Annotated in this window: 24 protein-coding genes; 7 read left to right on the forward strand and 17 right to left on the reverse strand. The window is 64.5% G+C overall.

What is annotated here, in order from left to right; genetic code table 11:
* Positions 1–5: 5 nt before the first annotated feature.
* The gene (locus ACP15W_RS07375) at positions 6–389 is read left to right on the forward strand and encodes a c-type cytochrome (RefSeq protein ID WP_424932207.1); all 384 of its coding nucleotides are present in this window, start codon (positions 6–8) and stop codon (positions 387–389) included.
* Positions 390–502: 113 nt separating this feature from the next.
* Here the strand turns inward: ACP15W_RS07375 and ACP15W_RS07380 are convergent, their stop codons facing one another.
* Positions 503–1078 carry a DUF4202 domain-containing protein gene (locus ACP15W_RS07380; protein WP_424932208.1) on the reverse strand — a complete coding sequence of 192 codons (576 nt, stop codon included), beginning with the start codon at positions 1076–1078 and terminating at the stop codon, positions 503–505.
* A 176-nt stretch (positions 1079–1254) separates the two neighbouring features.
* Between ACP15W_RS07380 and ychF the strand changes: the two genes are divergently transcribed.
* Both ychF and ACP15W_RS07390 read left to right on the forward strand, forming a co-directional pair.
* Positions 1255–2352 carry a redox-regulated ATPase YchF gene (ychF, locus tag ACP15W_RS07385; protein ID WP_424932209.1) on the forward strand — a complete coding sequence of 366 codons (1098 nt, stop codon included), beginning with the start codon at positions 1255–1257 and terminating at the stop codon, positions 2350–2352.
* 210 nt (positions 2353–2562) lie between these two features.
* Positions 2563–3819 (forward strand): S8 family peptidase, encoded by a 1257-nt coding sequence (locus tag ACP15W_RS07390; protein ID WP_424932210.1) that lies wholly within the window; start codon positions 2563–2565, stop codon positions 3817–3819.
* A 66-nt stretch (positions 3820–3885) separates the two neighbouring features.
* Here ACP15W_RS07390 and dapE read toward each other — a convergent pair whose 3' ends face one another.
* The 4 genes from dapE to ACP15W_RS07410 all read right to left on the reverse strand — a co-directional run bounded on the left by dapE (position 3886) and on the right by ACP15W_RS07410 (position 7152).
* Positions 3886–5034: a succinyl-diaminopimelate desuccinylase gene (dapE, locus tag ACP15W_RS07395; RefSeq protein WP_424932211.1), complete on the reverse strand. Its 1149-nt coding sequence runs from the start codon at positions 5032–5034 to the stop codon at positions 3886–3888.
* A 52-nt stretch (positions 5035–5086) separates the two neighbouring features.
* Positions 5087–6103: a class I SAM-dependent methyltransferase gene (locus tag ACP15W_RS07400; protein WP_424932212.1), complete on the reverse strand. Its 1017-nt coding sequence runs from the start codon at positions 6101–6103 to the stop codon at positions 5087–5089.
* 21 nt (positions 6104–6124) lie between these two features.
* Entirely contained in the window at positions 6125–6448 is a 324-nt protein-coding gene (clpS, locus tag ACP15W_RS07405) for an ATP-dependent Clp protease adapter ClpS (RefSeq protein ID WP_424932213.1), read from the reverse strand.
* 230 nt (positions 6449–6678) lie between these two features.
* A complete protein-coding gene (locus tag ACP15W_RS07410) occupies positions 6679–7152 on the reverse strand; it encodes a phasin family protein (protein ID WP_424932214.1) in 474 nt (157 codons plus the stop codon).
* A gap of 266 nt (positions 7153–7418) precedes the next feature.
* Between ACP15W_RS07410 and ACP15W_RS07415 the strand changes: the two genes are divergently transcribed.
* Positions 7419–8930 carry a serine hydrolase gene (locus ACP15W_RS07415; protein WP_424932215.1) on the forward strand — a complete coding sequence of 504 codons (1512 nt, stop codon included), beginning with the start codon at positions 7419–7421 and terminating at the stop codon, positions 8928–8930.
* Between the two features lie 140 nt (positions 8931–9070).
* Here ACP15W_RS07415 and ACP15W_RS07420 read toward each other — a convergent pair whose 3' ends face one another.
* The 4 genes from ACP15W_RS07420 to trmD form a co-directional block, all read right to left on the reverse strand.
* Positions 9071–9880 carry a division plane positioning ATPase MipZ gene (locus tag ACP15W_RS07420; protein ID WP_424932216.1) on the reverse strand — a complete coding sequence of 270 codons (810 nt, stop codon included), beginning with the start codon at positions 9878–9880 and terminating at the stop codon, positions 9071–9073.
* A 200-nt stretch (positions 9881–10080) separates the two neighbouring features.
* Positions 10081–10302, reverse strand: a complete 222-nt coding sequence (gene rpmE / locus ACP15W_RS07425) for a 50S ribosomal protein L31 (protein ID WP_424932217.1) — start codon at positions 10300–10302, stop codon at positions 10081–10083.
* Positions 10303–10313: 11 nt separating this feature from the next.
* Positions 10314–10691 (reverse strand): 50S ribosomal protein L19, encoded by a 378-nt coding sequence (rplS, locus tag ACP15W_RS07430; protein WP_424932218.1) that lies wholly within the window; start codon positions 10689–10691, stop codon positions 10314–10316.
* The gene (gene trmD / locus ACP15W_RS07435; RefSeq protein ID WP_424932219.1) at positions 10688–11494 is read right to left on the reverse strand and encodes a tRNA (guanosine(37)-N1)-methyltransferase TrmD; all 807 of its coding nucleotides are present in this window, start codon (positions 11492–11494) and stop codon (positions 10688–10690) included. The genes rplS and trmD overlap by 4 nt, the downstream gene beginning before the upstream one ends.
* Before the next feature lie 164 nt (positions 11495–11658).
* On the opposite strand from trmD, the gene ACP15W_RS07440 reads away from it, so the two are divergent.
* Positions 11659–13206, forward strand: coding sequence for a hypothetical protein (locus ACP15W_RS07440; RefSeq protein ID WP_424932220.1), 1548 nt, complete (start codon positions 11659–11661; stop codon positions 13204–13206).
* A gap of 18 nt (positions 13207–13224) precedes the next feature.
* On the opposite strand, the gene rimM is transcribed toward ACP15W_RS07440, so the two are convergent.
* From rimM to ACP15W_RS07480, 8 genes are all read right to left on the reverse strand, one after another.
* Positions 13225–13731, reverse strand: a complete 507-nt coding sequence (gene rimM / locus ACP15W_RS07445; protein ID WP_424932221.1) for a ribosome maturation factor RimM — start codon at positions 13729–13731, stop codon at positions 13225–13227.
* Between the two features lie 42 nt (positions 13732–13773).
* Complete coding sequence (gene rpsP / locus ACP15W_RS07450; RefSeq protein ID WP_424932222.1) at positions 13774–14166, reverse strand: 30S ribosomal protein S16; 393 nt, start codon at positions 14164–14166, stop codon at positions 13774–13776.
* A 16-nt stretch (positions 14167–14182) separates the two neighbouring features.
* The gene (locus ACP15W_RS07455; protein ID WP_424932223.1) at positions 14183–14524 is read right to left on the reverse strand and encodes a chorismate mutase; all 342 of its coding nucleotides are present in this window, start codon (positions 14522–14524) and stop codon (positions 14183–14185) included.
* Positions 14521–15108 carry a GNAT family N-acetyltransferase gene (locus ACP15W_RS07460; protein ID WP_424932224.1) on the reverse strand — a complete coding sequence of 196 codons (588 nt, stop codon included), beginning with the start codon at positions 15106–15108 and terminating at the stop codon, positions 14521–14523. Before ACP15W_RS07460 ends, ACP15W_RS07455 begins: the two co-directional genes overlap by 4 nt.
* Complete coding sequence (gene ffh / locus ACP15W_RS07465; RefSeq protein ID WP_424932225.1) at positions 15105–16586, reverse strand: signal recognition particle protein; 1482 nt, start codon at positions 16584–16586, stop codon at positions 15105–15107. The genes ACP15W_RS07460 and ffh overlap by 4 nt, the downstream gene beginning before the upstream one ends.
* 321 nt (positions 16587–16907) lie before the next feature.
* The gene (locus ACP15W_RS07470; RefSeq protein WP_424932226.1) at positions 16908–18128 is read right to left on the reverse strand and encodes a hypothetical protein; all 1221 of its coding nucleotides are present in this window, start codon (positions 18126–18128) and stop codon (positions 16908–16910) included.
* 103 nt (positions 18129–18231) lie between these two features.
* On the reverse strand, positions 18232–18801 hold the full coding sequence (locus tag ACP15W_RS07475) for a hypothetical protein (RefSeq protein ID WP_424932227.1): 570 nt from the start codon (positions 18799–18801) through the stop codon (positions 18232–18234).
* Between the two features lie 126 nt (positions 18802–18927).
* A complete protein-coding gene (locus tag ACP15W_RS07480; RefSeq protein ID WP_424932298.1) occupies positions 18928–20352 on the reverse strand; it encodes a cryptochrome/photolyase family protein in 1425 nt (474 codons plus the stop codon).
* Positions 20353–21241: 889 nt separating this feature from the next.
* Here ACP15W_RS07480 and ACP15W_RS07485 point away from each other — a divergent pair.
* Positions 21242–23860 carry a hybrid sensor histidine kinase/response regulator gene (locus ACP15W_RS07485; protein WP_424932228.1) on the forward strand — a complete coding sequence of 873 codons (2619 nt, stop codon included), beginning with the start codon at positions 21242–21244 and terminating at the stop codon, positions 23858–23860.
* Between the two features lie 89 nt (positions 23861–23949).
* Positions 23950–24912 carry a pirin family protein gene (locus ACP15W_RS07490; protein ID WP_424932229.1) on the forward strand — a complete coding sequence of 321 codons (963 nt, stop codon included), beginning with the start codon at positions 23950–23952 and terminating at the stop codon, positions 24910–24912.
* The last annotated feature ends 99 nt before the right edge of the window (positions 24913–25011 follow it).

Here is a 25011-nt window from a genome sequence, read left to right on the forward strand (position 1 = left end):
CAACCATGATCCTTCGGACTAGCCTTGTCCTTGCCGGCCTGCTTGCGGGTATCTCCACGTCCGCCCTGGCGCAGGGCGACGCGGAAGCCGGTGAAAAGGTCTTCCGCAAATGCAAGGCGTGCCACATGGTGGGCGAGGGCGCCAAGAACCGCGTCGGGCCGACCCTGAACGGCGTTGTCGGTCGTGAAATCGCATCGGTCGAGGACTTCAATTATTCCGACGCCTTCATGGAAAAGGCCAGCGAAGGCATGGTCTGGGATCACGAGAACCTCGCGGGCTATCTTACCGACCCCAAGGGCTACATCCCGGGCAACAAGATGGCCTTTGCCGGTCTGCGCAAGGAAGAGGACGTCGCGGACGTCATCGCCTATCTGGAAGGCTTCCAGTAAGATCGGCGCGCCGAACAGGCTCGGATCATCTGCGGTCCGAGCCGATCCGGTCACATCACCGGGTCTGAGCGACGCCCTAGACCAAGACGGCTTCGCTCTGACCCGCTAGCGCTTCACCCCTGCATCATCGCGGCCAATTCGTCCGGCAGTGCAAATTCCCGGATTGCCCGTTCGCGGGCCTCGGGCGACATCTTCTTCGCGGTCTTGGTGACGATCCGCGCAATTTCCTCCGCATCGCGGCCTTCGGCGAACTCGGCCATGTAGTTGCGGATGAAGACGAAGCAGATCACGTCTTCCAGCATCTGCATTTCCGGATTGCGCTTGATGCCTTCCTTCCGCAGCAGGCTCTCGACCCGGCCGCGATCCTCCTCGTCGTAGCCGGCCTCGGCCATCAGGCCGCTGACGCGGGCGGCATGGTTGGCCGCCTGGGTCTGGCGCCACTTGAGATAGCCCGCCCGGCCTTCCGGGAAATCCGTTCGCGGCAGTTTCCAGCGCTCGATATGCTGTCCGCGTGCGGCGATCTGCAGGTGTTCCGACGCATCCGGGCAGAGACGCGCAAGTTCCGCGCTCATGCGTTCGCCATAGACCAACTCCGCAGGCCTTTCCTCCCCGTCCACGACCTCCATGTGCGGGTCGGCCGCATTCGCCGTGTCGATGGCCTTCAAAACGCTGTTGAGTCTGTCCGACATGGCTCGCTTTCCCGGATCAAGTTTCGCTTGCCTGCCGAATGTGTCGCGCCCGGCCGCCCGGTGCAAGCGTCATGCGCGCGCCATGGCGCCGCACGGCTCCAAATCTCCCTGTTGCAGTCGCAAAGGGATTCGCTCTAGATGCGCGCCGGATCGTTCATGTGAAGGGAGAGAGCCGCGTGGGCTTCAAGACTGGAATCGTCGGATTGCCGAACGTCGGAAAATCGACGCTTTTCAACGCGCTGACCCGGACGGCTGCGGCGCAGGCTGCGAATTTTCCCTTCTGCACCATCGAGCCGAATGTCGGTGAGGTCAATGTGCCGGATCCGCGACTGGAAAAGCTTGCGGAAATCGCCAAGTCGAAAGCCGTCATTCCGACGCGGATGACCTTCGTCGACATCGCGGGTCTGGTGAAGGGCGCATCAAAGGGCGAGGGGCTCGGCAACCAGTTTCTGGCCAATATCCGGGAATGCGACGCGATCGCCCATGTGCTGCGCTGCTTCGAGGATGACGACGTGACCCATGTGGATGGCCGCGTCGATCCGGTGGCCGATGCCGAAACCGTCGAGACCGAGCTGATGCTCGCTGATCTCGAAAGCATCGAGCGCCGCCGCGCGGGGCTTGTGCGCAGGCTGAAGGGATCGGACAAGGAAGCGCAGGATCAGGACCGCTTGCTCGCCATGGCCCAAGAGGCGCTGGAAAACGGCAAGCCTGCGCGCGCCGTGGAGGTGAGCGCCGAGGATGCCAAGGCCTGGCGGATGCTCCAGCTTCTGACGGCCAAGCCGGTGCTCTACGTCTGCAATGTGGAAGAGGACGCCTCCGCCGAGGGCAATACCCATTCCGCGGCCGTTGCGAAGATGGCCGCCGAGACCGGTGCGGGCAGCGTTGTGATCTCCGCCGCGATCGAGGAGGAGATCTCCCAGCTCGAGGAAGCGGAGCGCGACGAGTTCCTCGAAAGCCTCGGGCTGGAGGAGCCGGGTCTCGACCGGGTCATCAAGGCGGGCTACGCGCTTCTGGGCCTTCAGACCTATTTCACCGTCGGCCCCAAGGAAGCCCGCGCCTGGACCATCCCCGAGGGTGCGAGCGCGCCCCAGGCGGCCGGTGTCATTCATGGCGATTTCGAGCGTGGCTTCATCCGCGCAGAGACCATCGCCTATGACGATTTCGTCAGTCTTGGCGGTGAGCAGGGGGCGAAGGAAGCCGGCAAGATGCGCGCGGAAGGCAAGACCTACCAGGTGCGCGACGGCGACGTGCTGCACTTCCTTTTCAACGCCTGAGCTGGCCCGCGCCGAGGCGACCCGGCACGACGGCCTGGGCTTGCAAGAGGCCCCAGTGCCCCGCGGCCTCCCCGCATTGTGAGGGGCGTCGCCGGGCTCATACCACCATGGCGACTATCCGCATGCCGTGGTTGTGTGATATCCTGTTTCCCGCTCGCCGGTGGCCTGTGACAATTCCGGCCGGGCGTTTTTTCAGGGAATGGGATTATCATGAAACAGACCTATACGATCCTCAGACAGCCCAAGGCCCCGCGCGACAAGCAGCCGGTGCCGGGCAACTTGATGCGGCCCCGGCGCGAGACCACGGAAGAGGATGCCGACGTGCAGATCGAGCGGGAAGAGCTCGATACGCGCGACCGGGCGGAGGTGGCCCGTGACCCCGAGGTTCGGGCAATTGCCCCCGACATGCCGACAAAGCTGATCGCGCCTCTCGCTCTCGACGGCGTTGCGACCTCTGGCGAGGCTTGGGGCATCGGTGCCGTAGGGGCGCTGGCGACCCACCTCGACGGGAGCGGCAGCAAGGTCGCGGTACTCGACACCGGGATCGACGCCTCTCATGAAGCCTTTCTCGGGGTCAACCTCACACAGAAGGACTTTTCCGGCACTGGCAACGGCGACATGAATGGCCACGGCACGCATTGTGCCGGAACGATCTTCGGCCGCGACGTTGGCGGCACGCGCATCGGTGTCGCGCGCGGCGTGAATGAGGCGCTGATCGGAAAGGTGCTCGGCAACGACGGCAACGGCAGTTCGAAGATGATCTTCGACGCCATCGAGTGGGCGTCGCGCGAAGGAGCGGACGTGATTTCCATGTCGCTCGGTTTCGATTTCCCCGGCCTCGTGGTTTGGCTGACCCAGAATGGCTGGCCGGTGGATATCGCCACGTCGATCGCGCTGGTGAACTACCGTCAGAACCTTCGCATGTTCGATGCGCTGATGGAGGTGGTCCGCGCGCGTGCGATGCTCGGCAACAGCTCCGTCGTGGTTGCGGCTGCGGGCAACGAGAGCCGTCGTGAAATGGACGTGGCCTTCGATGTCTCGGCCGGGCTGCCTGCGGCGGCGGATGACGTGATCGCGGTTGCGGCCGCGGGGCAGGGCGCGCAGGGTTTCACGATCGCGGATTTCTCGAACACGGATGCCACGATCAGCGCGCCGGGTGTCGGTGTTCTGTCGGCTGCGGCTGGCGGCGATCTGGTGGAGTTCAACGGCACGTCCATGGCCTGCCCGCATGTGGCCGGTGTCTGTGCTCTGCTGTGGCAGGAGCTTCGCGACGATCCGCAGGTGCCCGCAACGGCGACAGGCGTGGTGGCGCGGCTGCTCGCCCGTGCCCAGACAGACGTGTTTGCCGCCGGAACCGAGCTCGCGGACCGGGGGGCAGGCATGGCCTTCGTCGGTGAAAGTGTAGGCGGTCCGGCCATTGCCGAAGCGGGTGATGCGACCGTGACGCCTGCCGCAACCACGGCCTGAACCGTCAGGGGCGAATGGCGGGCGGTGCATTTTTGCGCCGTCCTGCCTGCCCGCGTCACCGGGCGGTCAGTTGGCGTTCGCCGCGAAGTAATCGCGCAGGATGCGTCCGTAGATCGCCTGAAGCTGGCCGATCTGTTCGACCTCGACCATCTCGTCGGTCTGATGCATCGTCGCGCCCACAAGCCCCACCTCCACGACGGGGCAGTGGTTGCGCACGAAGCGGGCGTCGGACGTGCCGCCACTGGTGGAGAATTCAGGCGTGGCGCCGGTCTCGGCCTTCACCGCTTCCGCGATCAGATCCGTAAACGGACCCGGTTCGGTGAAGAAGGCCTCGCCCGACACGGTAAAGCGGGTGGCGATCCCGACGCGACATTCCTGTGCGGCCTTGTCGGCTTCCTCCTCAAGCCACTCCTCGAGGCTTTGTGCGGAATGCGCATCGTTGAAGCGGATGTTGATCGTTGCGCGCGCCTCGGCCGGGATGACGTTGTTGGCCGGATTGCCTACGTCCACCGTGGTGATCTGGAGGGTCGATGGGTCGAAATGCTCGGTGCCGTCATCGAGCTTGTGCGTCGCAAGACGGTCGAGAAGTCGCACGAGCCCAGGGATCGGGTTGATGGCCCGGTGCGGGTAGGCGGTGTGGCCCTGAGAGCCGTAGGCGGTGAGATAGGCCGTCATCGAACCACGGCGGCCGATCTTGATCATCTCGCCCATGTAGTCGGGGCAGGTGGGCTCGCCGACGATGCAATGGTCGAGTTTCTCGCCGTTGCGCTCCATCCAGTCGAGAATCGCGCGGGTACCGTCGACGCCGTCCCCTTCCTCGTCGCCGGTTAAGAGGATCGCGACGCTGCCGCTTTCGGGCGGGGTCTGCGTGACGAACTCGATGGCGGCCGAGACGAAGGCCGCAACCCCTGATTTCATGTCCGCCGCGCCCCGACCGAAAAGCACACCATCCTCGATCACCGCCTCGAAGGGATCATGCCGCCATGCCGAGGCCGGACCCGCCGGCACCACGTCCGTGTGGCCGTTGAAGCCGAAAACCGGTCCGCTTTCACCCCAGCGCGCGTAGAGATTGGCGATCCCGTTGCGATCCGCACGTTCGACGCGGAACCCCGCGTCTCGCAGCAGGTCCTGCAGCAGCGTGATTGCCCCGCCTTCCTTCGGAGTGACGGATGGGCAGCGGATGAGATCGGCGGTCAGTGCAACCGGATCGGTCATTGGGGTCTCCTCGCTCGCAGGGCCTTTTGCGCGCGACTATAGAGACGCCGGCTCAGGGCCGTCGAGGGCTTGTTGCACGCAGAACCTTGAAGTCGCGCGACTCGGCGATCTGATCGCGGTGGCGGAAGGCCGCATCGAGCCTCGCCTCGTAGGGCAGGTGGCGGTTGGCGACCATGAGGAACTGACCCGAAGGTTTCAGTATCCGCGCGGCCGCCGCGATGAAGGCAGCCCCCACCTCCGGATCAGCGGCACGGCCCAGGTGGAAAGGCGGGTTCGCGATCACCGTGTCATAGGGCGCAGTCGTCTTGCGTAGCGAGGCGACGTCGGTCCAGTGAAACTCGGCACGTGGATCGGTCACATTGCGGCGTGCGGCGTCGAGCGCCAGCATCTCGGCTTCAAAGAGGTCCAGCTGCGCGATGGCGGGCGATGCCGCCAGACAGGCACGGGAGAGATAGCCCCAACCCGCACCGAGGTCCGCGACGCGTCCGCGCAGGCTCGTCCCGAACTGCTCCGCCAAGAGCTGGCTGCCGGGGTCCGAACCATCGGGGGAGAACATTCCGGGCCGCGTCCAGTCGCCTTCCGGGGTTTGCGACACCTCGATTTCGGCCGCCCAGGTCGCCACCACATCGGGCAGTTCGTCCGGTCGTGGAAAGGAGACCACCTTGCCATGCGCCTTTGAGCAAGAACCGCTCGCGGGGATGGATCGGCCGATCTCGCGTGAGATGCTGTCGATCCCGTCGGTCTTGTTCCCGTTGAGCAGAAGCAGTCCACCGGGGGCGAGCATCCGCAACGCCCGTGCAGCATTGCCGCGGGATTCCGCCTTGCTGCGCGTGAGGTTGACCACGGCCAGCGCCGCACCGCTCACCTCAAGCTGGGGCTCCACGGGCAGCCCGGCCGCATCCAGCCGGTCGAAGAGCCGCCGGTCGCTCTGTTCGCAATGAAGGCGATCGGCCGGCACGGCACGCAGGAAATCCGAAGGTTCGGCCCGCAAAACGGCTACGGGGCCGGATTCGGGCAAGGTGATCTCGCCTGCCTCGAGAGCGAAGGCAAGCCGGTCTGTCTGGGGCATTGGGGCCTGTTTCCGGGCGCGTTATTCGCGCTCCATGGTGCATTGCAAGGGGTGCTGATTGCGGCGCGCATAGTCCATGACCTGCGTTACCTTGGTCTCGGCGATCTCGAAGGAGAACACGCCAACCACGGCGAGACCCTTCTTGTGGACCGTCAGCATGATGTCGATGGCCTGCTGGTGATTGATGCCGAAGAATCGCTCGAGAACATGCACGACGAATTCCATGGGCGTGTAGTCGTCGTTGAGCAGCAGCACCTTGTAGAGCGGCGGGCGCTGGGTCTTCGGGCGCGTCTTGGTCAGCACCCCGGCCTCGCGGTTCGTCTTGTCGTCGTCGGACGCGGTCATTCGTGGTTCCAAGAGCGGATCAATGGGTTTCTGGCTTCAATATATGGGATGATTCACGGGAGAAAAAGCCTTCGCGGCGCTCAGTGTTACCAACGCGCGTCCGGGCAGGCCCCGTGCAAGACAAAACCCCGGAGATCGAAATCTCCGGGGCCATTCGGTACTCTCGTCTCACAAACCGCCAGGGAGGAGCGGCGTCTGCGCGACGTACTAGGTAAGACTTTTCGAACTGCTTAGAGCGAGAAGGACTTCGCGGCGTCCGAAGCGGCGCTCACGCGAGCGCTCAGCGGTGCGGAGATGTCCTTTGCAGCGGCGACGTAGATTTCGTTCATCTTCGTGGCCTGGCTGACGAAGCCTTCGAAGGCCGACTGCGCGAAGGCGGTCTGCTTCTCGAACAGTTCGGTCATGGTCTTCGCGGAGGCGAGATCCTGAGCCGCGGCAACGCCGTCCTCGAAGGATTTCTTGGAATACGCGCTGATTTCGCTGCCGATTCCTTCAGCGGCCTTGGCTGCGATTTCGGAGGACTTCACAACGGCGTCCACGTTTTCCTGACCGAAAGCGGTGAGGCTTTCAAAGCTCTTCGAGAGCTTCTCGAACTGCTCGGTCATGTTCTTCTGCGTGTCGGCAACGAGGGTTTCGACCTTTGCGGTGGCTTCCTGCATCGCGTCGTTGATCATGTCGGTGGTTTCTTTTTTGGCGGTGGCCATGGTGTTTCTCTCCAGAGACTTGAGTTCTAACTCTTCCTGCGGCAGGCTCTAGATAGCAACGATGCTGCGCTGCGTCAACATTTTTTGCTGCACTGCACAAAAATTGTTTCCCGTGCACCGTGTGGTACCAATGCGCATGCCGACCAGTGTTTCTACAAAGCTGTTTGCGCGTAAAATGTGACATGCTACCTTAACCCAAAATAAAGCAATCACCGTTAACGGTTGCGTAAATCAGAGGCGAGGCGCACCCAGCGCCGGAGGCAGTGATGATCCGATCTTTGTACCGCGGGGGTGCCCTCGCGATAATAATCGTATTATGGGCCGGGCTGGCACAGGCCGCACAGTATGCCGCCCTTGTCATGGACGCCCGCACCGGAAAGGTGGTGCATTCGCGAAACGCGGATACCCAGCTTCATCCTGCGTCACTGACCAAGATGATGACACTCTATATAGTGTTCGACCAGGTCAGGCAGGGGCGTCTCTCGCTCGATCAGAAGATCCGGATCTCCTCCAACGCCGCCAGCGAGCCGCCCTCCAAGCTGGGATTGCGCGCCGGACAATCCATCGAACTTCGCTACCTGATTCGCGCCGCAGCGGTAAAATCGGCCAATGATGCCGCCACCGCGATGGGTGAGGCGGTGGCCGGCTCCGAATCGGCCTTCACCGACCTGATGAACAAATACGCCGCTGCCATGGGCATGAAGCGGACCAATTTCGAGAATGCTCACGGCCTGACCGCATCCGGACACCTCTCCACCGCGCGTGACATGACGCTCCTCGGGCGCCGGCTCGTCTATGATTTCCCGCAGTATTACAATCTCTTCAGCCGCCGTTCGACGTCTGCCGGCATCAAGACTGTAAGCAACACCAACCGTCGCGTGCTCGATGCCTATCCCGGCGCGGACGGCATCAAGACCGGCTACACCCGCGCTGCGGGCTTCAACCTGACTTCCTCGGCCAAGCGCGGTGACAAGCGGGTCATCGTCACCGTGATGGGGGGCAAGAGCTCCGCCACGCGCAATGCCGAAGTGATCCGTCTCATGGATCTCGGTTTCGGCCGGATGCCGCGCGTCGCGCGTCTCGACCCGCCCGCACCGCTCAGAATGCGCTCGGTCGCGGTGGCGGAAGCCGAATCGGTCGGTGGATCGACCTCCGGCATCTCGCCCGCGCGCGTCGCTGTCCTCAGCCGCAGCACGCGCCCCGTGCCCCGCTCGGCGGCCAATGCCTCTGTCCCGGTTGCGCGCAGTTCCGCAACTATCGCTCAGGCCATCGAGGACGTGAACACGGATCTGGCCTCCGCGCAGATGCCGCGCTCGACCTTCGACTTCCTGAACCTCAACGGTCGCCCGGCTCCGCGTCCCATCGCGGAAGGAAGTGCGGAAGAGGTCTACACGGCGCAGGCAACGAATCCCGGCTCCGCGTCGACCTTTGCCTCCTCGCCCGCGTCCGCCACGCCGCGGCCTGCACCGCAGCCCGACAGCCTGACCGTTCCTGTCGCACTCACCTCGGCGCCGACAAGCACCGGCGGAAATTCCTGGGGCGTGCAGATCGGCGTGCATCGTGCAAAGACCGACGCCGAACGGCAGTTGCTCACCACGGCACTCAAGGATGTGCCGCAGCTCGCAGGCAGCCTGCGCCGGATCGAGCCCGCGACCGTCAGTGGTCTCCGGGTCTACCGCGCACAGTTCGTGGGCCTCAGCCAGCAGAATGCGGTTTCGGCCTGCCAGACGTTGCAACGGCTCAATTCCGACTGCGCCCCGATCGCGCCGGGAACCTGATCCCCCCCATACGAAGCCGACTGCCTCTCGCAGGCTCCCTGGCCCGGCCCTGAAAAGGTGCCGGGTCTTTTCGTTTCGTGAGAACGGGAGGATCGGGGGGAGGGGAGCCGGCGCGCTCTTCGCGCCGGCCTGTCCCGACCTCAGGCGGCGGCGTAGGCCGCCGGAAGCTGGAGCGCGCGGATGAGGTCACGCACTTCCTGCCTGGCTGCGATATTCGACATGGTCATCGTCTGCGGATCGTCGGCGCGCAGATCGAGAAGTGTCAGCCCCGAAAGGAACAGTTCCCGGAAGATCACCCGTTCCGAGAAGCCCGGCGCGATCCGGAAGCCGATTCGCTGTGACAGTTCGTCGAGGGCCGCGCCAACCCGACGCTTGTTCTTCGCGTCGAACGTGGACATGCGGTTGCGCAGCACGATCCAGTCCATCTGCGGACGCCCTGTTGCCGCGCGGTTCTGCCGCGATTTCCAGACCATCTCGGAATAGAGCGAGGGGCCGAGAATATGGCCATCCACCGGGTCGAGCCGCGCCAGCATGTCGAAATCGACGAGACTGTCGTTCATGGGCGTGATGAGAACATCCGCCGCCGCATGGGCCGCCCGCGACAGCACGGTATGCGAGCCGGGACAGTCGATCACGATGTAGTCGCAATCCCGGCTGAGCGTTCCGATCGCGTTAATGAAGTTTTCCTGGTCCTCGACCTCGGCATCGAGCCGACTGTCCAGTTCGCTGGCCTGGATCTCGAGCCGCCGCGGCATCGGCAATGCGAAGCCGTGGCGCTTCATGTAATCCTCGCGGTTGTCGAGGTAGCGGAACAGGCTCTTCTGCCTCAGGTCGAAATCGAGCGCGCCCACGGCGTTGCCCGATCTCACCAGGGCGGTGATCACATGCATGGCGGTGGTGGACTTGCCCGATCCACCCTTTTCGTTGCCCATGACGATGATCCGGGTCATGCGTCACTCCTGCCTCTGGACCGAAGCCGTTTCAGGCGGGGGCGCCGTCTGAAAAGGACTGCCGGCCAAGTTCATGTTCCTGGGCGGGTTCGGCCGTCAAACCTGGGTGGCTCGCGGCGTTCCCGCTCTCCAAACGAAATGGAGCGCCCTCTTTCGGGGCGCTCCACTAAATCTAGTCGAAAGCTCTGATTCGAGAAAGCTCAGAAGCCCAGGCCTTCGTATTTCTTCTTGAACTTCGAGACGCGTCCGCCGGTGTCCATCAGGCGCTGCGATCCGCCGGTCCAGGCCGGGTGCGCGCTGGGATCGATCTCGAGGGCCAGCGTGTCGCCTTCGGCGCCGTAGGTCGAGCGCGTGCGATAGGTCGAGCCGTCGGTCAGCTTCACTTCGATGAAGTGATAATCGGGGTGAATGTCCTTTTTCATCTCTCCAGACCTCAGCTAGCGGTTTTCGGCTTGTAGTTGGTCTTCTCGGCGATGCGGGCAGATTTGCCGCGACGATCGCGGAGGTAATAGAGCTTCGCACGACGGACCTTGCCGCGGCGGACCACGGTGATCGAATCGATGTTCGGCGAGTGGAGCGGGAAAACACGCTCGACGCCTTCGCCGAAGGAGATCTTGCGCACGGTGAAGCTTGCGCCGATGCCTGCGCCGCCGTTGCGGGCGATGCAGACGCCCTCGTAGGCCTGAACGCGCGAGCGCGTGCCCTCGGTCACCTTGTAGCCGACACGCACGGTGTCACCGGCCGCGAAATCCGGTATTTCCTTGGCCAGAGCAGTGATCTGCTCGGCTTCGATTTGCGCGATGAGGTTCATTCTCTCTCATCCTCTCGATGCTCGCCTTGAGCGGCGATGGTGTGCGCGTCCGAGAGCTCTGCCTCTCCTGCCGGGTCCGCATATGCGCCTGGGCTTTCGCCCGCCGCATAGGCCCGCCAGAGGTCGGGACGACGTTCCTTCGTGATCCGTTCCGCCTGAGCGCGACGCCAATCGGCGATGCGTCCATGATGTCCCGAGAGGAGAACCTCGGGGATCGAAAGACCTTCCCAAACGGCCGGACGGGTATATTGAGGGTGCTCCAAAAGACCGGATGCGAAGGATTCTTCGACCGGCGACTCAGGATTGCCCAGGACGCGGGGTATAAGCCGGACGCAGGCATCGATCAAGCCCATTGCTGCGATTTCTCCGCCGGTGAGGATAAAATCCCCCATGGATATCTCAAGGATTTCGCGGGCTTCGATCACCCGCTGGTCCAGGCCCTCGAACCGGCCGCAAAACAGCGTGACCCCGGCGCCATCCGCGATTCTGCGTGCCATGGCCTGGTCGAAGCGGCGGCCACGCGGCGAAAGATAGATCACCGGCCAGTCCTCGCGGGACCGCCCGCTTTCGCTGGCATCGAGTGCGCGCGCGGCGACATCCGGCTTCAGCACCATTCCCGCACCGCCGCCCGCTGGCGTGTCATCTACGCTGCGATGCCTGTCGAATGCGAAATCGCGGAGTTGCACCGTGTCGAGGTTCCAGAGCCCGTCGGTGAGCGCGCGCCCGGTGATCGACGCGCCGAGCGGTCCGGGGAACATCTCCGGGTAGAGCGTCAGGATACGTGCGGTCCAGGGTGCGGGCATCGGCGGGTCTGACAGGCTGCGGTGGATCGGGAGCGCCTTCTCTCGGTCACGGACGCCACGACCGCAAGGCTAAAATCGCCGAAAAATCGCGGCACTGGACCGAACCGCCGCGCGATGTCAGCATTGAACAGGTAGAGACAGGGGCAGGATAAGGGGGAGAGACGATGACCGTCAGATCAGCAGAGCCGGCGGGCGAGCCCACGCGGCGCATCGAGATCGACACAGCGCGGATCCTCGGACGGGACCAGGCCCACTACGGCGTGATCGATATCGGGTCCAACTCCATTCGCCTCGTCGTCTACGATTCGCTCAGCCGCGCGCCGTTCCCGCGCTTCAACGAGAAGTCGTTTTCCGCCCTTGGCGCAGGGCTCGACGCATCGGGCAATCTCACGGACGAGGCGATACGGCGCGCGATCCATGCCATCCGCCGGCTCGATGCCATCGCCAAGGCCATGGATGTGCCGCGCATCGACGTCATCGCCACCGAAGCCACGCGCCGGGCGAAGAATGGCACCAAACTCGTCGAGGCAATCCGCGAGGCGACGGGCATGGAAACGCGGGTTCTGACCGGGGAGGAGGAGGCGACATACACCTCGATGGGCGTCATCTCCGGCTTCTTCCGGCCGGTGGGGCTCGTGGGTGATATCGGCGGCGGGAGCCTCGAGGTGGCCGAAGTGGTGGATGACAAGGTGGGAGAGCGCATGACCTCCATGCCGCTCGGCGCATTGCCGGTGAAGGCACTGATGGAGGAAGGCTACGGCACGGCGAAGGACGCCATCGACGAGATCCTGCGCGAAAACATCCCGCCGCTTCTGACCAATCCGGTCTTCTACGCGGTGGGCGGCGGCTGGCGGGCGCTCGCGCGGGTGCATATCGCGATGAATGCCGCCCCGATCAGCGTGGTGCATGGCTACGAGGTCGAGGCGGAAGAGTTGCGCAAGCTCGCGCGCAAGATTGCCAAGATGGACAGGGCAGAGGTGGCCGACCTTCCCGATGTGCCGAGCCGCCGGGTCGATACCCTTCCTGCCGCGGCTCTGGTGATGTCGCGGGTGCTGAAGGCACTCAAGCCCGAAAGCGTCGTCTTTTCCTCCTACGGCCTGCGCGAGGGCTGGCTCTATGCGCAGCTGGACGAGGAGGAACAGTATCGCGATCCGCTGCTCGAATGCGCGCAGGCGATCGGTCTGCCCGGCGCGCGGGTGCCGGCCTTCAGCGCTGCACTGGCGAAATGGACGGACGACCTTTTTCCCGGCGAGACCGACAGCGACCGGCGCCTGCGGCTCTCGGTCTGTGCGCTCACGGATCTCTCCTGGCGCGACCACGACAAGGTGCGCGCCGAGGAAAGCTTCCTGCGGCTGCTGCAGTTCCCGTTCATCGGCATCAGCCACGCGGAGCGCGCCTTTCTCGCCGTTGCCATCATGGCGCGCTATGGCGGAAAGGCCGAAACGGTCACCGATCGGCTGGGAGGCCTGTTGAGCCAGAGCCAGTTGCGCCGGGCGGAGATCCTGGGGCGTGCGCTCGTGCTCGGGCACCGCTTCTCGGCCAGCGTGCCGGAAATCCTGCTGCAATCGCGCCTTCGGGTCGAGGCGGGCTCGGTCCGCCTCGAGGTTCTCGATGCCGAAAGCGTCCCGGACAGCGAGGCGGTGCAGACGCGCCTTCGGCAACTGGCGAAAGCGATGGGTGTGTCGGACTCGGAGGTCGTCGAAGCCGCCTGAGCGACGGGTGGGATCGGGTCAGACCAGCCCTTCGGGCAGGTCCACGACCACCCGTCCGGACGAGAGGTCGACCGTGGGCACGACGTCCCGCGTGAAGGGCACCAGAACGACGGGCGCGCCGGGGCGCGCGATCTCGAGGAAATCCCCCGCTCCGTGATCCATCACCGCCTTGATCCGGCCAAGCTCCGCGCCGCCGGCATCGAAGACCGCGAGCCCGATCAGGTCCGCATGGTAGAACTCGTCATCGGGCAGATCGGGCAAACGGTCGCGGGGCGCGTAGAGCCGCGTGCCCTTGAGCGCCTGGGCCTCCTCGCGGGTCTGTACGCCCGAGAGTTTCGCGGCGTAGGCCCCCGAGACCGGCTTCAACAGCCGGATCTCGAAGGTGCGTCCGTCGTCACTGACCAGTGGCGCATAGTCAGCAATCGCGCCGGGGTCGGCGCAGAACGACTTGAGCCGCACGTCGCCCTTCACGCCCCAGGCGCCGGCAATGGCCCCGAGGCAGACGAGATCGGTCTTGCGGTTCATCGCGCGCGCCCCTGCTGCGGATCACTTGTCCTGTGCGGAGCCTTATTCGGCAGCCGCACCTTCTTCAGCCGGTGCCTCGGCGGCAGCTTCGGCAGCTGCAGCGGCCTTCTCGGCGCGTTCCTTCGCGCGGGCCTGTGCGGCCTTGCCCGGCTCGCCGCGCTTGGGGTTGTTGCGGGTCTTCTGGCCGACAACGCCGGCAGCTTCGAGGAAACGGCTCACGCGGTCGGTCGGCTGTGCGCCTTCGCCGAGCCAGTACTGCACGCGCTCCATGTCCATCTGGACGCGGTTTTCGTTGTCCTTCGGCAGGAGCGGGTTGTAGGTGCCGAGCTTCTCGATGAAGCGGCCGTCGCGGGCCATGCGGCTGTCGGCAGCCACGATCGAGTAGTGGGGACGCTTCTTGGACCCGCCGCGGGCGAGCCGGATCTTCATTGCCATGTCACTGGTCTCCTGTTCATGCGCTTGTTTGGGGCTGGGCGTCGGCCGCAGCCCCGGTTTCGAGATGTCTCTCGTGATGCCTGATCACTTCCGAGATGATGAAGTTCAGGAATTTCTTGGCGAACTCGGGATCGAGATCCGCCTCGTTGGCGAGCCGCTCCAGCCGCTCGATCTGCACCGCCTCGCGGCTGGGATCGGAGGGGGGCAGCGCGTGCTCGGCCTTCAGCTTGCCGACGGCCTGAGTGTGCTTGAACCGCTCCGCGAGGGTGAAGACGAGGATCGCATCGAGCCGATCGATGGACTCCCGATGGCCCCGCAGGAGGTCCGCCGCGCGGCGGATTGCGTCGCTCTCGCTCATTGCCTGGCCTCCTCGGCGATAAATCGGTAGACGCGACAGCCCAGACCGGCCTCAGCCTGTGCGTCGCGGCGTGCACCCAGCCGCTCAGCCACCCGGATCGAGCGGGCATTCTCCCCGTCGATATAGCTCACGAGGCTCGTGAACCCGTGGGTGCCGAATGCCCAGTCCAGCGCGACCCTGGCGGCCTCGGTGGCAAAGCCCCGTCCTTCGACCGCCGGCGTCACCAGCCAGCCGATCTCGGGTTCCGGATCGCCATATTCGTGGTCGATGGTCAGCACGCCGACCACCGCGCCGTCTTCGAGGGTTTCGATCGTCCATGCTCCATGACCGCGCAGCGTCCAGCCGGCCACCAGTTCGCAGAAGTCGTGCCAGGAGCGGCGATCCCGCTCGCCCGTCACGAGCCCTGCACCACGATCATCCCGCACGAAACCGGAATAGACCGGGTAGTCCTCGATCCGGGGCGCACGCAGCCTGAGACGCTCGGTTTCCAGAACCGGCAGAAGACCGCAAATCCGGGCCGAAAGCTGCGCGGCAGGTCCCTGCGGTGCGCGCTCCCAGGGTTTGGGAAGAACCTCCGCCATCATTTCTTCTTGCCCAGCCCGCTTAGACCCGGAGGCAGTGCCATGCCGCCCGGCGGGGTCATCCCGCCCGGCAGGCCGCCACCCGGCGGCATCGGGGGCATCCCGCCCGGCATTCCGCCACCGCCCTTGCCGAGGAGGCCGCCGAGACCGCCCCGCATCAGGTTCTTCATGCCGCCCTTGCCGCCCATCTTCTTCATGACGTCGGCCATCTGGCGATGCATCTTCAGCAGGCGGTTGAGTTCCTGAACCTCGAGGCCCGCGCCCGCGGCGATGCGCTTCTTGCGGCTGGCCTGGAGAAGTGCGGGGTTGCGGCGCTCCTGCTTGGTCATGGAATTGATGAGCGCGATCTGGCGCCGCAGGACCTTGTCGTCCATGCCCGCGCCCTCGAGCTGCTTGGCCATCTTGCCCATGCCCGGCAGCATGCCCATGACGCCCTGCATGCCGCCCATCTTCATCATCTGTTCGAGCTGGCCCTTGAGGTCGTTCATGTTGAACTGACCCTTCTGGAACCGCTTCATCATCCGTTCGGCGGCTTCGCGCTCGAAGGTCTCCTGCGCCTTTTCGACGAGGGAGACGATATCGCCCATGCCGAGGATGCGGCCGGCGACACGCTCGGGGTGAAACTCCTCCAGCGCCTCCATCTTCTCGCCGAGACCGACGAACTTGATCGGCTTGCCCGTGACGGCCCGCATCGAGAGCGCCGCACCGCCGCGCCCGTCACCATCCATCCGGGTGAGCACCACACCGGAAATCCCGATGCGCCCGTCGAACTGCTCGGCCACGTTGACCGCGTCCTGACCGGTGAGGCCATCGACAACCAGAAGCGTCTCGTGGGGTTTCGTCGCCTCGCGCACCGCCTCGACTTCGCCCATCAGTTCGTCATCGATGTGCAGACGGCCCGCGGTGTCGAGCATGACGACATCATAACCGCCCAGCGTGGCCTGCTGCTTGGCGCGCTTGGCGATGGAGACCGCGTCTTGGCCCATGATAATGGGCAGCGTGTCGACGCCGATCTGCGTGCCGAGCACCGCAAGCTGCTCCATGGCGGCCGGGCGTCGGGTGTCGAGCGAGGCCATGAGGACGCGCTTGCCATCCTTGTCCTTCAGCCGCTTTGCGAGCTTCGCCGTGGTGGTCGTCTTGCCAGAGCCCTGAAGCCCGACCATCAGGACCGGGGCAGGGGGGCTCGCGACCCGCAGCTCGCCCGCATTCGGATCGTCGCCCGCCAGCATCTCGATCAGCGCGTCATGAACGATCTTCACGACCTGCTGGCCGGGTGTCACCGACTTGGTAACCGCCTGGCCCTTCGCCTTCTCGGAGACACCCTTGATGAAGCTGCGGGCCACGGGCAGGGAGACATCGGCCTCCAGAAGCGCGACGCGCACCTCGCGCAGCGCCGTCGAGATATCCTCTTCGCTCAGCGCACCCTGTTTGGTGAGCTTGCCGAAGACGCCGCCTAGCCGGTCGGACAGATTCTCGAACATCAGGCCAACAGCCCCCTTGCTTTCAGCCGCCCATGCGGCAAACGACGAATACGCCGGTGGGCGCAACGCGCTGACCGGCGGCGATCCTGCAATAGCACAGGACCGGAGAAAACGGATTCTCCGGAAGTTGGCACGGAAATACGAAAGTCAGCGTCGCTCGTCAACTCTCATGTGCGCGACCCGCTGGAATTCTTCAGACGGGCGCGTCAGCGCACAGCCACCCAGACCGGTCCGCGCAGCTCGATTTCGCCAGACGTCAAATCAAGGGCGGGAAATTAAGGCCAGGAAATCAAGGACGGCGTCAACCGTGCGAACAGCGCATTACGCTGACCCCGTTTCAAGCCCCTCCGGCACGGCCCGTTCCCTCAACGCAGCGTCAAACCGCCACATGCCCCAGGCCACCGGAATGAGGGCGAGCCCGCCGATCACATAGGCCAGCGGTTCATCCCCGAAGGTCTCGTAGAGTTGCGTGTAGACGTGGATCACCCCGAACACGATCGACGTGTTGAAGAGACCGCGATTGTTGCGGTGGGCAGACCACATCGCCATACCGACCAGCACAATGGCCCAGGCGATGGTGAAGACGTGCTCGGGGATCACCAGCGCTGTCTCGCGGAAGGCGGCGATGGCTTCGGTCCGGGCGTCCCAATCCGTGACGTTTCCGGGTGGCACGCCTGCAGGCCCCCAGGCGGTTTCGCCCACCACGTCCCCCCAGAGGGAGCCGATGAGCGCGCAGAGATTGGCGACCACGAAGGCCAGAACCGCGAGCACGAGGCCATGGCGCGCGGTCCGCTCCCCGGATCGGTTCGCGACCCAGAGACAGAGCGCGATGAGTGCGACCATCTGCAGGATGGTCAGCGTCGGTTCCGGCGAGGAGAAGGCATAGATCGCATGGAAATAGAATGCGCCGGTATCGAGCACCTGCGCAAAGGGGATGATGGCGAGCGCAGTCACGAGCCGCACATTCGTGAGCCAGCCGATCCCGACCATCAGTGCTGCGGCATAGAGTTGTGCAAGGCTCACCGGCAGGCCCGCCACCGCGTTCCGCTCGATGAAATAGGCAAGGCCGCCCAGATGCATCGCCAGCCCGATCAGGCAGAGCGAGCCAGTGATGAACACCGCCCGTGGCGCCAGCCGCCAGTGCGCAGCTGCGGCCAGAATCAGGATCGCACCGCCCGAAAGCGTAATGACCTCCGCCGCGATCTCGGGCCAGGTGTCGAGAAGCTCCAGCACCGCGCCGCCCGAAAGCGTGCCTGCCCCGATCAGCGCGGCCGCATTGCCGAAGATCCGCAGGCTGTCCGAGTTGCGCGAGAGGATCAGCACGCCGATCGCAAAGGAGATCGCACCGAAGATGGCGACCGAGAGCGGATCACGCAGCCAGTAGATCAGGCCGCCCGTGGCCGAGAGAATGCCGAGAAACAGAACGCAGTTGACCGCAAGCGCGATCATCGTCTGCCGCGACCGGGCCTCGATCTCGCGCGCCTGGCCCGGCGCGATGACACCCGCGGCCACGAGCGCATCGGTGTCTGCAACTACATGCATGGCAACTCTCCGACGGCGCCTGCCGCCGGTCCTCGTTCACGCTTCAGGTCCGCAGCATATGAAACCCGGGCCGAGGCACTTCAAGAGCAGAGGTGCGCGCCCCTCAGAGCAGGGCGTCGAGGTCGATGCCCACGGTGATCGCTCCGATGGCCTCGCCGCTTTCGGGGTCCGCAATGGTGAAGGACACCTGGCTCTGGTAGGTCTGGGTCGAGTCGTCGAATTCGACGTCATCGACGAAAACCGTGCCCGGGCCTTCCGGATAGGTCTTCTGGAACTTGGCCTCGTCGCCCTGCCAGAAATCGGAGGTGGCGTCGCTCGCCGCCACATTCAGCCCGACCGCGTCCATCACGAAGGCCTCGGAGATGATGCCCTCGGATTCGCTCTTCCGGTCGCGAAGGAAGTCCGAAGCCGGTGACTCCAGCACCTCGGTGACAAGCGGGGCGCTGCCTGCGTCCACCTCTTTCCGCCAGGTGGCATCCAGATCGTCGATGTCGTCCTGGGTGATCGCGGCATGCTTCTCGTTCTGTGCCTTGACCGCTTCCACGAGAACCGGGTCGGCGACCCAGGCCGTGACGTGCGCGGCCACGTAGTCCTGAACGAGCGCTTCCAGCTCGCCCGCCGAGGCCGGAGCGGCAAGGAGGGAGAAAGCTGTCACTGCGAGCCAATGTTTCATGCACGAAAGTCCTGTCCGAAGACGCCCATCGCTTCGGGCGCACCCCGATTCAATCGCATTCAATCGCTAAGGTTGGTTTAAACCGGGGTCATTCAGGCCGCCGCAGCCTTTATCCTGCTCGTCGCATCAATGCTCGTCCTTGAAGGCGCTGTAGGCATCGAGCGCCCGCGTGCGGCCCTCCTTCAGGCCGACCATCCGCTCCGGGGCAGGGGTGTCCCGGTCAAGATCCCAGCTTCGCGGCACGGCGTCGAAATAGGAGGCTGCGACTTCGTCTTCCGATCCGTCGAACCCCAGCAGATAGCGCCGGCGGTAGGCGCCGTCGGGGTCGTATTTCTCGCCTTGCGTCTCGGGGTTGAACACCCGGAAGAAGGGCGCAGCATCCGGTCCGCAACCCGCTGTCCATTGCCAGCCGAGTGCATTCGAGGCCGGGTCCCAGTCGATCAGGCAATCGGCAAACCAGTCCATGCCGACGCGCCAGTCCGTCATCAGGTGCTTGGTCAGATAGGACGCCACGATCATCCGGGCGCGGTTGTGCATCCGACCCGTGATGAAGAGTTCCCGCATGGCCGCATCCACGACCGTCTCGCCCGTCATGCCGCGCCGCCAGCGTTCGGCATCCTCGCTGTCTTCGCGCCAGGGGAAATCGGTCCATTCCTCGCGCCAGGGTCGCTCCACGAGGTGGGGCGTGTGGTAGATCAGGTGATAGGCGAACTCGCGCCAGGCAATTTCCTTGCGGAACGTGCCCGGCCCCTTGCTCTGCCCGTTCATGTGCCGGCCTGCCGCATGCCAGGCCTCGCGCACCGAAAGCTCCCCGTAGGTGAAATTCTCGGAAAGGCCGGACGTGCCATCGAGGTCGAGGCGGTCGCGATCCCCCGCGTAATCCAGCACGGCGTCATCGAGGAACCTCTCGAGCCGCCCGCGCGCCGCATCCTCTCCGACACAGACATGAGGCAGAACCACCTCGGCCCCGCGCTGCATGGCAGCCCCGAGAGACCAGTCCTCCATCGCGTCCGACACGGGCCATTTCTCCGGTGCCGGAAGGTCCTCGATCCGCTCCAGACACGGTCCGACATCAATGCCGTCGACCGCCCGCCAGAAGGGGGAATAGACCTTGTAGTAGTCGCCGCCCGATTTCGTCTCGACGGTCCAGGGCTCGAAGAGAACATGCCCCGGCCGGCTCTCGGCCTCGACGCCATCCTCGCGCAGAGCCTCCTTCACGGCCGTATCGCGCTTTATCGCGGCGGGATCGTAAAGCCGCGTCCAGTGAACCGCCCCCGCCCCGGTTTCCTCCACCAGCGCCCTGAGCACGTCCAGCGCCTTGCCCCGTCGAAGAACGAGCCCGCTGTCGATCTCTTCCAGTCGCGTGCGGAAGGCGTCGATCCCCAGTCCGAGGCGCCATTTCGGTGCCGCACCGATCCCCTCCGTTTCCGGGTCGAGAATGAACACTGGGATCACCGGGCGTCCCGACTGCCGGGCGGCGTCGAGGCCGGGGTGGTCCGTGAGGCGCAGGTCGCGGCGGATCCAGTAGATCAGGGGGCTTGTCTCTTCCATGCCGTGGGAAAGTGGCGCGCAGAAAATCGCGGTCAAGCCTGATGTTGCGGCGTGTTCCCGTTAAGCGGGATGCCCTGCGGCGCGACCGCACTCGCGGCAAATTGAAGGTATGCGCGGATAATTGCCGATAGTTTTGGTGTTGTTAAAGTCTCTTGAGTGAGTATTCATTATTACTTCGGGTTACACAAAATTCTATTCGGGCCGCGCGGAAAACCCACGCAAGAATGACAATATTTTGATTCGTGAAGATTTGTCGGCGTTTCTCGAATGGCGCAGTTTTTCGCGTCCGCAGCACGATTTTTACTAGTATTCTACCGCATCGGGTTGTCAAAAAGGCTCATCTTTGCGTGATTGGATGTTATAACGAAACAAAAGGACGCCTGAGTGGCTTCCGGACCCGGCATACCTCTTCTGTTCAGGCGGGATTGACTTTCCCATGATGTCAGGGTCGGTAGCAATGCAACGAGACTGACCAGAATGCGGTGGCAGGACTTCAAAGAGCGTCATCAATTCAATCGCTTCCACGCAACGGCCCGACTGGAGGGTTGCCGATCCCGACCCATGGCCGGAGCTGGCGTGCTGCAAAGCAGCAAGTTAACCATTGATTCAACACAGATGTCGGATTTCGAAATACCAGATCTAAAATCGGGGCCAGCCGCCGCAAAACGCAAATAGTTTTGCCCGAACCTCGAAAGAAATACTTGTTGACCGAACTCTCTGGCTTCGGCAAAGGTTGGGGCGTTGATTCAACTGGTGATTGTTTCGCTGATATGTCGGCACCGGCGGCGTTCTTGTCCGGTGATGCCGCCAGCAGGTGCCTGTCTCTTATGTCGTGCGAATTCTGCGATGATCGACTTGGCATTAGGGCGGGTCCGAGGAGGAATACCCGATGAACGACCAGAGCCTGAGGCGCGGCCTCGGGGCGTTCAGTCACCTTCCGACGTTAGCGGCGGTCGCCGTCGTATTCGGGATCGGCTTGATTGCCGAGGTCAAGACCCGCGAGCTCTCCCGTCAGATCCAGCGTGAAGAGGCGGCCGACTATCTCGATGGTCTGCGGTTGCAGTTTGACGAGGTTGCCACGTCGCGGGTCGGTCTGCTCAAGCAACTCAGCGGCACGCTCTTGCCCGACGATCTGGCCGAGGACTGGGATCTCAACGGCGCCCTGACAAGCGGAGGTGGTATCGGCAGGCATGTCCTCGGCATGGCGGCGATTTCCCTTTCCGATGGTCGGCTCTTCACCACCGGGCTGGTGCCCGACAGTACGCGCCTGCTGGAACTCTTCAATCCCGACGAACCGGAGCGGCATGGTGCCACGCATCTGCCCGAAACCGAGCCGCGCGCCATTGCCGTCTGGGGGCCGGTCTACGGTGGCGAGGAGCCGGACGGCGGGGGTGTTCGGGGGCAGGCGGCAATCCTTGTCGATTCGGAAGCCTTCTTCTCCGACGCGGGGCTGCGCGATGTCTCTGGTCCCTATCAGGTCGCACTCACTCAGCGGCTCGCTGCCGACCAGAACGAGCTGCGCGGGGTCCTCCTGGGCAACGGAGGGCTCGGAAAGGACGATCCGGTGCGCACGGAGGTGTTCATGCCGGGCGGCAACTGGACGCTCGAAATCGCCCCGGAGAACGGTTGGACCGGGAGCATCGGAGATATCCTGCCCGTTCGCCTCCTGACACTGATCTCGGTCTGTGCCGTCGCGCTGATGATCTTCCGCATGCGCCAGCTGTCGGAGGAGCGGCGGCGCAACCTCGTGGCGATGGAAGCGAAGGAACGGGAAATCAACCGGACCGCGGAGCGGCTCGAACTCGCGCTCTCCGGCGCGCAGATCGGCGTGTTCGACTACAATGCCACGACGGACAAGGGCTTGTGGGACGAGACGATGTGCAGGTTCTACGGCGCCGACCCGAGACGCGAAAAGACCATGGAGGCCTTCTCCGAGTTTCTGCACCCGGAAGATCGGGAGGAGACCCTCGCGCGTGTGAAGGACGCGATCCGGTCGAGCGCAATGAAGGAGGCCACGTTCCGCGTCATCGACAGTCGGGGCAGGCTGCGCTACCTGCGCAACAAGGCCAAGTCGACCACTCGCGAGAACGGGGATGTCCACCTTCTCGGCGTCTGTTGGGACGAAACCGAGGTGGTGGAGCGCGATCTAGAACTCGAAAGGCGGCGGGAGCATATCGAGGCCGCGACCGAAGCGCGATCCCGGCTCTTCGCAACCCTCAGCCACGAAATCCGCACCCCGCTGGGCGGCATTCTCGGCGTGCTCGACCTGATGCGCCAGGGCGAACTCAGCCCGGAGCAAAGGGGCCGCGCCGACCTGCTGCACAGCTCCGCCAACCAGCTCATGAGCATTGTCACCGACAGTCTCTACCTCTCGAAGCTTCAGTCGGATGAGGTTACCTTCCAGTCAGAGGCGATCGACATTCGCGAGATGGCGGCCGAAGTCATCACTCTCATGTCGGCCACAAGCCAGGGTCAGCGCTTGCGTATGACCTGGAGCGCGACCGAGAGCGTCCCCCGGCACATCTGTGGCGATGCCGTGCGCTTTCGCCAGATCTTCAACAACATCGTCGGCAACGCGGTGCGCTACACCGACGAGGGATCCGTCCTGCTGAACCTGGACTACGATGCGGATGGGCCGGGCATCTTGTGCGTCACCGTGACGGACACTGGCATCGGCATCGCGCCAGAGCAGCTGCCGGCGATCTTCGGGCGCTTTACCCAGTGCAGGGATCTCGATGAACGCCACCGTGGCGGAAGCGGCCTGGGGCTCGCGATCTGCAAGGAAATCACCGACCGGATGGGCGGCGAGATCTTTGTCGAAAGCCTGCCGGGAGAGGGCACCACCTTCCGCCTCCGCATTCCCGCGCCCGAGGCGTCTCGCCGCGAAATGGCCGAGCCATTGTCCGGTCTCGATGGCATTGGACCTGCCGGGGTGCCGCGTGGCAAGACGGCCGGACCATTTGCCGGTTTCGATTGCGTCGGGCCGGCCGAGGTTCTCGAGGGAGCGGTTCGGCCCACGATGCCCGCGGCGATGGACAGTCTGCGCGGCGGGCGGGTGCTGGCGGCGATGGAACGCGGTAACGGAATGCGGCTTCTTTCGGACTACTGCTCCAAGCGCAGTGTCGAGCTGGATGTTGTCCAGACACGTTCCGCGGTAATGGAAGCGCTCTTGTCCGACGCCCCCGATCTTCTCCTGCTCGATCTCGACCAGGGCCAATCCGAGTTCATCGCCACGGCCAGAAGGATGCGCCAGTCGGGCACCTCCTTTGCCGGTGTGCCGATCATCGCCCTGACCGGCGGACTGTCAACCGAGGCCGAGAAGGCGGCGCGCGAGGCGGGGATCGAATGGCTGCTGGCCAAGCCGCTCTCGCAGAATGCGCTGCACGAAACCGTCGTCCACGCGCTGGAGGGAACCGGCGCGTCGGGCGACAGCCTCATGTCCGGGGTCGAGCCATCGTCCGAAGGCGCCTTCGAGGACATCGCGATCCGCCCCACCGCAAGGGCCTGAGACACGTCCGCCTGCGCCACAGGTCGCGCTTGGGCCATTGCCGGATTGGCGCTACACTCCTGCCCATGCTTGCCCGGCAGGAGGCCCCCATGAGCTGGAACCCCACCCAATCCCCCGATTGCCCGAGCGCGGATGCGAGCGATGCGATCGAGACCCTGATCATTCCCCGTGCCCGCGATATCGGCGGGTTCGAGGTGCGCCGGGCGCTCCCGAGCATCGAGCGCAAGATGGTCGGCCCCTTCATCTTCTTCGACCAGATGGGCCCGGCGGAATTCGTCACCGAGGGCGGCATCGACGTGCGCCCGCATCCCCATATCGGGCTCGGCACCGTCACCTACCTTTTGCAGGGCGAGTTCGAGCACCGCGACAGCATCGGCACCCACCAGATGATCCATCCCGGCGAGGTGAACTGGATGCTCGCGGGCCGTGGCGTCACCCATTCGGAGCGCACCGGCGCCGAGACCCGCAAGACCCGCCACAGCCTCTTCGGCATCCAGACATGGGTGGCACTGCCCGAGGATCGCGAGGAGATGGCGCCCGATTTTGAGCACCACAAGCAGGCGGCCCTGCCGTTCATCGAGGATGACGGCACCAGCGCGCGGCTCATTCTCGGCACGGCCTGGGGCGAAGCCTCACCCGTGACCATGCAGAGCGAGATCTTCTACGCCGACGTGACGCTCGCGCCCGGCGCACAGCTTCCCATGCCCGACGACCACGAGGATCGCGGCGTCTACGTGCTCGAGGGAGAGATCGAGGTGGCTGGCGAAAGCTACGCGGCCGGCCGCATGATGGTCTTCCGCCCCGGCGACCGGATCAGCCTGCGCGCGGGCGGGCAGGGCGCCCGCCTCATGGCGCTGGGCGGCGAGACGCTCAACGGCCCGCGCTACATCTGGTGGAACTTCGTCTCCTCCTCGCGCGAACGGATCGAGGCGGCGAAGGAGGCCTGGAAGGGCGCGGACTGGGAAAACGGCCCCTTCCGCCTGCCGCCCGGCGATACTGATGAATACATCCCCATCAGCCCCGAACTCGAACGGATGAAACCCCGGAACTGACCCCGCTCCGGCCCGGAATGCCGGGCCCACCACAATTGCCGAAAATTTTTCTAAATCGCAGCTTTCATTTTCCTAAATCAAAGTAACAATCATCTTTAT

It is taken from the genome of Amaricoccus macauensis (assembly GCF_049800915.1).
In the GTDB taxonomy this organism is placed as follows: domain Bacteria; phylum Pseudomonadota; class Alphaproteobacteria; order Rhodobacterales; family Rhodobacteraceae; genus Amaricoccus; species Amaricoccus macauensis_A.

Excerpts from the sequence above, each read along its gene's own strand:
- ACP15W_RS07375 (WP_424932207.1), top strand. The coding sequence starts at position 6 with ATGATCCTTCGGACTAGCCTTGTCCTTGCCGGCCTGCTTGCGGGTATC.
- ACP15W_RS07380 (WP_424932208.1), bottom strand. The coding sequence starts at position 1,078 with ATGTCGGACAGACTCAACAGCGTTTTGAAGGCCATCGACACGGCGAAT.
- ACP15W_RS07390 (WP_424932210.1), top strand. The coding sequence starts at position 2,563 with ATGAAACAGACCTATACGATCCTCAGACAGCCCAAGGCCCCGCGCGAC.
- dapE (WP_424932211.1), bottom strand. The coding sequence starts at position 5,034 with ATGACCGATCCGGTTGCACTGACCGCCGATCTCATCCGCTGCCCATCC.
- ACP15W_RS07400 (WP_424932212.1), bottom strand. The coding sequence starts at position 6,103 with ATGCCCCAGACAGACCGGCTTGCCTTCGCTCTCGAGGCAGGCGAGATC.
- clpS (WP_424932213.1), bottom strand. The coding sequence starts at position 6,448 with ATGACCGCGTCCGACGACGACAAGACGAACCGCGAGGCCGGGGTGCTG.
- ACP15W_RS07410 (WP_424932214.1), bottom strand. The coding sequence starts at position 7,152 with ATGGCCACCGCCAAAAAAGAAACCACCGACATGATCAACGACGCGATG.
- ACP15W_RS07415 (WP_424932215.1), top strand. The coding sequence starts at position 7,419 with ATGATCCGATCTTTGTACCGCGGGGGTGCCCTCGCGATAATAATCGTA.
- ACP15W_RS07420 (WP_424932216.1), bottom strand. The coding sequence starts at position 9,880 with ATGACCCGGATCATCGTCATGGGCAACGAAAAGGGTGGATCGGGCAAG.
- rpmE (WP_424932217.1), bottom strand. The coding sequence starts at position 10,302 with ATGAAAAAGGACATTCACCCCGATTATCACTTCATCGAAGTGAAGCTG.
- rplS (WP_424932218.1), bottom strand. The coding sequence starts at position 10,691 with ATGAACCTCATCGCGCAAATCGAAGCCGAGCAGATCACTGCTCTGGCC.
- trmD (WP_424932219.1), bottom strand. The coding sequence starts at position 11,494 with ATGCCCGCACCCTGGACCGCACGTATCCTGACGCTCTACCCGGAGATG.
- ACP15W_RS07440 (WP_424932220.1), top strand. The coding sequence starts at position 11,659 with ATGACCGTCAGATCAGCAGAGCCGGCGGGCGAGCCCACGCGGCGCATC.
- rimM (WP_424932221.1), bottom strand. The coding sequence starts at position 13,731 with ATGAACCGCAAGACCGATCTCGTCTGCCTCGGGGCCATTGCCGGCGCC.
- rpsP (WP_424932222.1), bottom strand. The coding sequence starts at position 14,166 with ATGGCAATGAAGATCCGGCTCGCCCGCGGCGGGTCCAAGAAGCGTCCC.
- ACP15W_RS07455 (WP_424932223.1), bottom strand. The coding sequence starts at position 14,524 with ATGAGCGAGAGCGACGCAATCCGCCGCGCGGCGGACCTCCTGCGGGGC.
- ACP15W_RS07460 (WP_424932224.1), bottom strand. The coding sequence starts at position 15,108 with ATGATGGCGGAGGTTCTTCCCAAACCCTGGGAGCGCGCACCGCAGGGA.
- ffh (WP_424932225.1), bottom strand. The coding sequence starts at position 16,586 with ATGTTCGAGAATCTGTCCGACCGGCTAGGCGGCGTCTTCGGCAAGCTC.
- ACP15W_RS07470 (WP_424932226.1), bottom strand. The coding sequence starts at position 18,128 with ATGCATGTAGTTGCAGACACCGATGCGCTCGTGGCCGCGGGTGTCATC.
- ACP15W_RS07475 (WP_424932227.1), bottom strand. The coding sequence starts at position 18,801 with ATGAAACATTGGCTCGCAGTGACAGCTTTCTCCCTCCTTGCCGCTCCG.
- ACP15W_RS07480 (WP_424932298.1), bottom strand. The coding sequence starts at position 20,352 with ATGGAAGAGACAAGCCCCCTGATCTACTGGATCCGCCGCGACCTGCGC.
- ACP15W_RS07485 (WP_424932228.1), top strand. The coding sequence starts at position 21,242 with ATGAACGACCAGAGCCTGAGGCGCGGCCTCGGGGCGTTCAGTCACCTT.
- ACP15W_RS07490 (WP_424932229.1), top strand. The coding sequence starts at position 23,950 with ATGAGCTGGAACCCCACCCAATCCCCCGATTGCCCGAGCGCGGATGCG.